This is a genomic window from Streptomyces sp. NPDC006510 (genome assembly GCF_040611955.1).
Taxonomy (GTDB): Bacteria; Actinomycetota; Actinomycetes; order Streptomycetales; family Streptomycetaceae; genus Streptomyces.
This window is the reverse complement of record NZ_JBEXPH010000112.1, coordinates 21,131-28,368: the sequence shown is the minus strand read 5'-3', so window position 1 is coordinate 28,368 and position 7,238 is coordinate 21,131. Positions and strand designations below refer to the sequence as shown.

Here is a 7,238-nt window from a genome sequence, read left to right as displayed (position 1 = left end):
GCCTACGGACGGGGCCACCGCGGGGTCGACCTCGCTGCGGAGCCGGGCGCGGCGGTGCTCGCCGCCGCCCCGGGACAGGTCTCGTTCGCAGGGCGGGTGGCGGGGCGCGGGGTGCTGGCGATCGAGGTGGCCGGCAGCGGTGATCCGCCGCTGCGGACCACGTACGAACCGGTGCGCGCGCTCGTCGGGAAGGACGAGAAGGTGACGGCGGGGCAGGTGGTGGCGATCGTGGAGGCGGGGCCCTTCCACTGTGCGTCGGGCTGTCTGCACTGGGGGCTGCGGCGGGGTGACGCGTATCTGGATCCGCTGTCGCTGCTGCCGCCGTCACTGCTGCGACGGGGGCCGTCCCGGCTGCTTCCGGTGTTCGGCGTGCCCGAGCCGACGCGCTCTGCCGAGGGGACCGGGGACGGGCTCGCCGCCCCCGGCGTTCTGCTCGCGGCCGCCGCGACGCGGCGGCCGCGTCAGTCCCGTGCTTCCTGCTCGCCCTGCACGCCTCGGAGAATCATGGCGACGGCGGTGTCCGCGATCACGGACGGCTCCTCGGCGACGGCCAGTTCGATACGTCGCACCGCGGCGTCCACCGAGCCCTGGAGCAGCATCGCCGCCAGCCTCGGCTGTGCGTGGCCGAGGTCGCCGAGCGCCTCGACGATCATGCCGATCAGCCCACCGTGCGCGGCCCTGATCTTCTCACGCGCCCCGGCGTCCAGCTCGCTCGCCGAAATGGCGACGACCGCCCGGTGCCGGCGGTCCCCGACGAGGTCGAGCTGTCGGCGCACATAGGCCTCGATCTTGCCCTCGGGCGTCGTGGCCTGCTCCATCGCGTTCTCGACCTCGGCCGCCCAGACGGGGAAGTCGACGGCGCACAGCTCTTCCACGACGGCCGCACGGGAGCGGAAGTACTCATACACGGAGGACCGGGCGAGGCCCGTGCGTTCGGCGAGGGCGGGGAAGGTCAACGCCTCCGTACCACCCTCGGACAGCAGTGAGCGTGCGGCGTCAAGAAGGGCGCCGCGCTGCATGGTCCGGTGCTCGGCCACCGAGGCCGCTCGAATCCTGGGCACGTGTCCACTGTACGGCGACCGGTGTTCGAGAGGGCGCCTGCGGCCCTGATCGGTGGCCGAAGCGGCCATGGCCGACACCGGGCGCGCAGAGGTCTCAGCGTCCGGCGTCGGCCAGTTTCGCGCGCAACTGCAGCACCGATTTGGTGTGGATCTGACTGACCCGGCTCTCGGTGACCCCGAGCACATTGCCGATCTCGGCGAGAGTGAGGCCCTCGTAGTAGTAGAGCGTGACGACCGTCTTCTCGCGCTCCGGAAGCGTGTTGATGGCCCGGGCGAGCAGCCGTCTGAGCTCGCGGTCCTCCGCGACCTCCACCGGATTGTCGGCGGCTGTGTCCTCCAGCGTGTCCATCAGGCTGAGCCGGTCGCCGCCCTCGCCGCCGACATGCAGCAGCTCCTCCAGCGCGACTACGTTCGCCAGCGACAACTGGCTGAAAACCGCATGGAGTTCCTCTAATGCGATGCCCATCTCCGCGGCGACCTCCGCCTCGGAAGGGGTGCGCCGCAGCTGCGCCTCCAGCGTGGCGTAGGCGCGTTCCACCGCCCGTGCCTTCTGTCGCACCGAGCGCGGAATCCAGTCCAGCGCCCGGAGTTCATCGATCATCGCGCCACGGATGCGAGTGATCGCGTAGGTCTCGAACTTGATCGCGCGCTCGATGTCGAACTTCTCGATCGCGTCGATCAGTCCGAAGACCCCCGAGGAGACGAAGTCCGCCTGCTCGACGTTGGAAGGCAGGCCCACGCTCACCCGGCCGGCGACGTACTTCACCAGCGGCGAGTAGTGCAGGATCAACTGCTCCCGCAGCCGCTCGTCGCCCGTGGACTTGTACGAACGCCACAACTCGTCGAGCGAGGAGGGGGCGGGACGCACAGTGCCACGCGCAGCCGGTGGTGCTGCCGCGCGGTCAGACCCGGAGGTGTGCTGGGGCATGTGGTGCCTTGAGCCGTTCTGCTGTGAAGTGCTGGGACGTATGTCTGAGTCGGAATCCTTGTGAGCGTAGCGTGACTGTGATGTCGCGGTCCGCGCAGGATAGAGGATCCGCGCTGTGCGATTCCGGCCGATCCGACATGACTGAGGTTCGGGGCCGTCGCCGTGTGCGTCGGCCCCGGAGGCGTCACTGAAGGATCCGCCGAGGTCATCGGCATCACCTTTTCACCCGAATGCCCCAGGGCAAGTACCGCCTCGCCGCGCGTCACCATTGCAAGTCGGTCGCGGCGTCAACTGCCATCCATCGCCATCCCGTTCGACGAACCCCAGTGAGTGCAGTTCGTACAGCCTGCCGAGCGCTTCGTCGGTGCTGGTTCCGGCGGCACGGGCCACATCGCGCCCGCTGACGGCACCCCGGTACGGCAGTCCGTCGAGGACTCTGGCGGAGACCGCGTCCAGCAGATCCCTGGGGTGCACGGGGCCTCGTCTGGCCGGAGCGAGTTCGCCGATGTCCCCCACAAGTTCGGCGACTTCCGCGGCATCGGTCACCAGAATGCCCTCGCCGCGGAGGAGCTCATGGACCCCTGCCGACAACCCACTGGTGGCGGGGCCCGGCACACCCATGGTGAAGCGACCGAGCCGCTGTGCGCAGCGCGCGGTGACGAGCGAACCACTGCGGTATTCGGCCTCGACGACGACCGTCCCGCGCGTCAACGCGGCGATGACCCGGTTCCGGAGGATGAATCTGCTGCGGGTGGGATGATCGGACGGTGGTAATTCGCCGATGACGAGCCCCTGTTCCGCGATTCTTCCGATCAGCTCGGCGTGTCCCCGGGGGTAGGGGACGTCCACCCCGCAGGCCAGGACCGCCATCGTCGCCCCGCCGACGGCGAGCGCGCCGCGGTGCGCCGCCCCGTCGACCCCGAACGCGGCGCCCGATACGACCACCCACCCCAGCTCCGCGAGTCCCGCGCCGAGGCCGGCCGCCATGTGCGATCCATAGGGTGTGCAGGCGCGGGCGCCGACCACGGCGACCGAGCGCAGTGCCCAGAGCCGCAGATCACGGGGCCCCCGCACCCACAGGCCAGTCGGTCTGGCGTCCGCGAGGTCGTCGAGCTGACTGGGCCATTCCCGGTCCCCGGGGCAGATGAACCGCCCGCCGAGCGCGGCGACCGCCGAGAGGTCCCGCCCGGGGTCGGCGCTCTCGGCCCGCAGCCGGTACCCGGCGAGCCGTCTCGGGGTCATCCCGCTCAACCGCTCCGCGGTGCCGTCCCGGGTGGTGATCCGCCGTATCAGTTCGACGGCACCGCACTCCCGCAGCCAGCGGCCGCCGCGCTCGTCCCCCGGTTCGAAGACGCGGGTCAGGGCGGCCCGCGCCAGCCGCTCCTGGCCGCTCACCGTCATCTCCGGCTCCGCCCCGGGCCCCTCCCCCGGGCCGTGTTCCGGGCCCCGCCCCCGTACGTCCCCCGACGGGTCCCGCCCCGTTCCCTGCCCACCGTCCGCCCGCTGCTTCATGACGCGCCGGCGTTCGTCAGGGCGCCTCGCGGGATCCCGGTCCGCAATTCCAGCGCCACCGCGATGTCGGACGCGTCCGGGCGGTCGGCGCCGCGCAGATCGGCGACCGTCCACGCCACCCTGAGCACCCGGTCCAGGCCCCGAGCGGTGAGCATGCCCCGTTCCATGTCCCGTTCGGCTTCCATCAGCGCGCCCGGTGCCGCGACCAGCCTGGTCCGCAGCTCATGGCCGGGCACCTCGCTGTTGGTGGACCAAGCGGTGCCCGCCAGCCGGTCCGCGGCGCGCGCCCTGGCCTCCCGGACCCGGGCCGCGACGGAGGCTGTCGACTCGCCCCGGCCGCCCTGCCCCATCAGGTCCTCGCGCCTGACCGGGTCGACGAGCACCCGGAGATCCACCCGGTCGAGCAGTGGCCCGGAGAGCCTCGCCTGATAGCGCCTGACCGCGGACGGCGGGCATTCGCAGCCGGTACCGCTGAGGCTGTGCCGGCCGCACGGGCAGGGGTTGGCTGCCAGCACCATCAGAAATCTGGCGGGCAGCCGCACCACCCCGGCGCTGCGTGCCACCACCACATGCCCCGATTCCAGCGGCTGGCGCAGCGCGTCCAGTGCCCGCACGGAAAACTCGGGCGCTTCGTCCAGAAAGAGAATTCCTCGATGGGCCAGCGAGGCCGCACCGGGCCGCGGCAGTCCGTTGCCCCCGCCGACCAGCGACTGCATCGTCGCCGAGTGGTGGGGTGCGCAGTAGGGCGGCCGGCTGACCAGCGGCTCCCCCGGCGGCAGGATGCCCGCCACCGAGTGCACCGCGGTCACCTCCAGGGATTCCTTCCTGGTCAGCGTCGGCAGGATCGTCGGCAACCGCTCGGCCAGCATGGTCTTGCCTGCGCCCGGCGGTCCCGAGAGCAGCAGATGGTGACCGCCCGCCGCGGCGACCTCCAGAGCCTTGCGGGGCCGCTCCTGCCCCGCCACGTCCGCCAGATCCGGCGGGTGGCCTTCGCCCTGTCCGGCCCCGCGGGCGAGCCCGGTGCCGATGCCCGCGCCGGGCACCATCAGCCCGGCCAGCATGGTGTCGGGGCGCCCCGCGTCGTGGGCCTCCCGCTCGTCCGGCACCGGCTCCTCGCAGAGCACAGCGATCAACTGCCGCAGGCTCCGTACCCCGAGGACCGAGACCCCGGGGACCAGCGCCGCCTCCCCCGCGGTCTGCTCGGGCACGACGACCTGGCGGTACCCGGCCTCCGCCGCGGCGAGCACGGCCGGCAGCACCCCGCGCACCGGGCGCACCCGGCCGTCGAGCCCGAGCTCGCCGATCATCACCACATCGGCGATGGCAGTCGGATCGATCCGCTCGGCCGCGCCCAGCACCGCACAGGCGACTGCGAGGTCGAACCCGGAGCCGCCCTTCGGTACGGAGGCCGGTGACAGGCCCACCGTGAGCTTCTTCTGCGGCCACTCGGCCCCCGAGTTCACCACCGCGGCCCTGACCCGGTCCCGGCTCTCCACCAGGCTCTTGTCCGGCAGCCCCACCAAGGTGAACGCGGCCACCCCCGCCTCCAGGTCCGCCTGGACCTCCACCACCACACCCTCGACACCGACGAGCGCCACCGAGCACGCCCGCGCGAACCCCATCAGGCCACCCCCCGCGCATGCTCGGCGACGGGCGCTCCGCGCCTGGGCAGCACCACTCCGACCAGGTCGATCCGGACCCCGCCGGGCGGCGGGCCGCCGTGCCGGTCGATCCAGATTCCGGCCAGCCGCCGCAGCCGCTCCGCCTTGACCGGCGTGACGGCCGCCATCGGATGCTCGAACGCACCCGCCCTGCGGGTCTTCACCTCGCAGACCACGAGTGCGTCGCCGTCCATCGCGACGATGTCGATCTCACCGGCGCGACAGCGCCAGTTCCGTTCCAGTACGGACATGCCCGCTTCGGCCAGCAGCCGCACCGCCAGATCCTCGCCGTACCGCCCGAGTGCCCCCCGTGCGTTCATTTCGGCACCACCTCCGGGACCGACTCTGACGCGTCCGGTCCCGGTTGGTGGATCTTGGTGGACAACTACGGAATTGTGGATAACCCGGCCACTCGGAAGAGGGAATCAGTACCTCCTTGGAGTGGGTTCAGCCACCCGGGAGTTCGAGATCGCTCTTGTTGAGCTCCTCGATGTTGACGTCCTTGAACGTCAGCACCCGTACCTGCTTGACGAACCGCGCGGGCCGGTACATGTCCCAGACCCAGGCATCCGCCATCGATACTTCGAAAAACACCTCGCCCTGAACCGAGTGCACCTGCATCTCGTAGTCGTTGGTGAGGTAGAAGCGCCGTTCGGTCTCGATCACATATTTGAAAAGACCGACGACATCTCGGTACTCCCGGTAGAGCTTCAGCTCCATCTCGGTCTCGTACTTTTCGAGGTCCTCGGCGCTCATTGGCATGTTCCCCTTCAGCCGTGCGTCCCCCCATTGTGCGCCAGGCCCCGGGCCCCCTGGGCGCTTAGGCGCTTTCGGGGTCGAGAACCAGTGGCGTACGCGGAGGACCCTCGTCGAGCAGCGTGCGCAGCAACTCGGCGAGCCTGGTCGGGTACACCGTCTCACGCGCCGCCGACAGTTCGGCGGAGGTCCACCACCTCAGACCCGCGACACTGCGCCGCTCCAGCCCGGTGTGCCCACTGGTATCGGTTGCGGTCTGCCTCGTACGTGCCAGGAAATACCACTCGTCCTGGTCCCAGCGGCGTCCGTCGAACGGGAACGAGCACATCCGCTGCCACAGCAGTGGCCCCAGCTCGACATCGGTGATCCCGGTCTCCTCCGTGAGCTCGCGCAGCGCGGCCTCCTCCCGGGTCTCGTCGCCCTCCAGGCCGCCGCCGGGGGTGAACCACCAGCTGCTCTCCGGATCCTCCGGTTCGAACCCGTGCATCAGCAGGATCCGGTCGTCGGGGTCCAGGAGCACCACGCGGGCGACCTTCCGCTTCTCAGTGCGCACCGGCCGGCACCCTTCCGCTCTTCTTCCCTGCCGATCGCGCCGACCATGCCGCGATCGGGCCGTATGCCGCACCACCCAGGATGAGCACCATGCCCACGATCACGGCACCGAGCTGCAGCCGCAGCGGTCCGGGCGACGACACCCCGCCGGGGAGGGCGGCGAAGGCCTTCGGGCGCTCGACCATGCCGTTCAGCGGCCAGGCGATGGCATCCACCCTGGCCTGTACGGCGTCGCGGGGGACCGAGCCCTGCCCCGCGTCGTCCAGGTGGACCCGGGAGTCCAGTGAGGCAGTGCGTTCGTCACCCAGCAGGAAGAGCTGTCCCTTGGGCACCTCCGCCGTAAAGTTCTCGGCCGAGGCGAGGCCCTTGGTGTGCAGATACGGTTCATCAAGGGGCTTGCCGTTGACCGTGAGCCGGCCACCCTTCTCGCAGCAGGCGATCTTGTCGCCCCCGATCCCGACGACCCGCTTCACCATCGGCATGTCGCCCCACGCCGAGTCGGTGAAGACCACCACGTCGCCGCGGCGCACCTCGCTGCCGTCGATCCGCTGCGCGAGCACCCGGTCGCCGGAATGCACCGTCGGCGTCATCGACTCGGTCGGCACCGTGTACGGCTTGTACACCACCGCTCCCCAGGCGAACCCGCCGAGGAAGAGCACACAGCCGACGGCCACGGCCAGCCCCGACAGCATGCTGCCGAGCCGACCGTGGCCGTCACCCGTACGTCCTTTTCCGCTCATCCCAGCGTCCCCCCACCTCGGAGATCGA

Annotated in this window: 8 protein-coding genes and 1 pseudogene; 1 reads left to right on the top strand and 8 read right to left on the bottom strand. The window is 70.9% G+C overall.

Translation table 11 applies throughout. The features are described 5' to 3' along the window. Positions 1 to 54: 54 nt before the first annotated feature. A pseudogene (locus ABZY11_RS28380) lies at positions 55 to 246 on the top strand (M23 family peptidase); the annotation flags it as partial. Positions 247 to 461: 215 nt separating this feature from the next. On the opposite strand, the gene ABZY11_RS28375 reads toward ABZY11_RS28380, so the two are convergent. The 8 genes from ABZY11_RS28375 to lepB all read right to left on the bottom strand — a co-directional run bounded on the left by ABZY11_RS28375 (position 462) and on the right by lepB (position 7,210). Continuing rightward, a complete protein-coding gene (locus ABZY11_RS28375; protein ID WP_356481858.1) occupies positions 462 to 1,037 on the bottom strand; it encodes a helix-turn-helix domain-containing protein in 576 nt (191 codons plus the stop codon). Positions 1,038 to 1,155: 118 nt separating this feature from the next. After that, positions 1,156 to 1,989 (bottom strand): RNA polymerase sigma factor WhiG, encoded by an 834-nt coding sequence (whiG, locus tag ABZY11_RS28370; protein WP_356481855.1) that lies wholly within the window; start codon positions 1,987 to 1,989, stop codon positions 1,156 to 1,158. A 222-nt stretch (positions 1,990 to 2,211) separates the two neighbouring features. Then, complete coding sequence (dprA, locus tag ABZY11_RS28365; RefSeq protein WP_356481854.1) at positions 2,212 to 3,390, bottom strand: DNA-processing protein DprA; 1,179 nt, start codon at positions 3,388 to 3,390, stop codon at positions 2,212 to 2,214. 107 nt (positions 3,391 to 3,497) lie between these two features. Then, on the bottom strand, positions 3,498 to 5,123 hold the full coding sequence (locus ABZY11_RS28360; RefSeq protein ID WP_356481853.1) for a YifB family Mg chelatase-like AAA ATPase: 1,626 nt from the start codon (positions 5,121 to 5,123) through the stop codon (positions 3,498 to 3,500). Continuing rightward, positions 5,123 to 5,482, bottom strand: a complete 360-nt coding sequence (locus tag ABZY11_RS28355) for a YraN family protein (protein WP_356481852.1) — start codon at positions 5,480 to 5,482, stop codon at positions 5,123 to 5,125. The genes ABZY11_RS28360 and ABZY11_RS28355 overlap by 1 nt, the downstream gene beginning before the upstream one ends. Before the next feature lie 127 nt (positions 5,483 to 5,609). Continuing rightward, a complete protein-coding gene (locus ABZY11_RS28350) occupies positions 5,610 to 5,918 on the bottom strand; it encodes a DUF2469 domain-containing protein (protein WP_003965949.1) in 309 nt (102 codons plus the stop codon). A gap of 64 nt (positions 5,919 to 5,982) precedes the next feature. Further along, entirely contained in the window at positions 5,983 to 6,471 is a 489-nt protein-coding gene (locus tag ABZY11_RS28345; RefSeq protein ID WP_356481851.1) for an NUDIX hydrolase, read from the bottom strand. Continuing rightward, positions 6,461 to 7,210, bottom strand: a complete 750-nt coding sequence (gene lepB / locus ABZY11_RS28340; RefSeq protein WP_356481850.1) for a signal peptidase I — start codon at positions 7,208 to 7,210, stop codon at positions 6,461 to 6,463. Before lepB ends, ABZY11_RS28345 begins: the two co-directional genes overlap by 11 nt. Positions 7,211 to 7,238 lie beyond the last annotated feature (28 nt).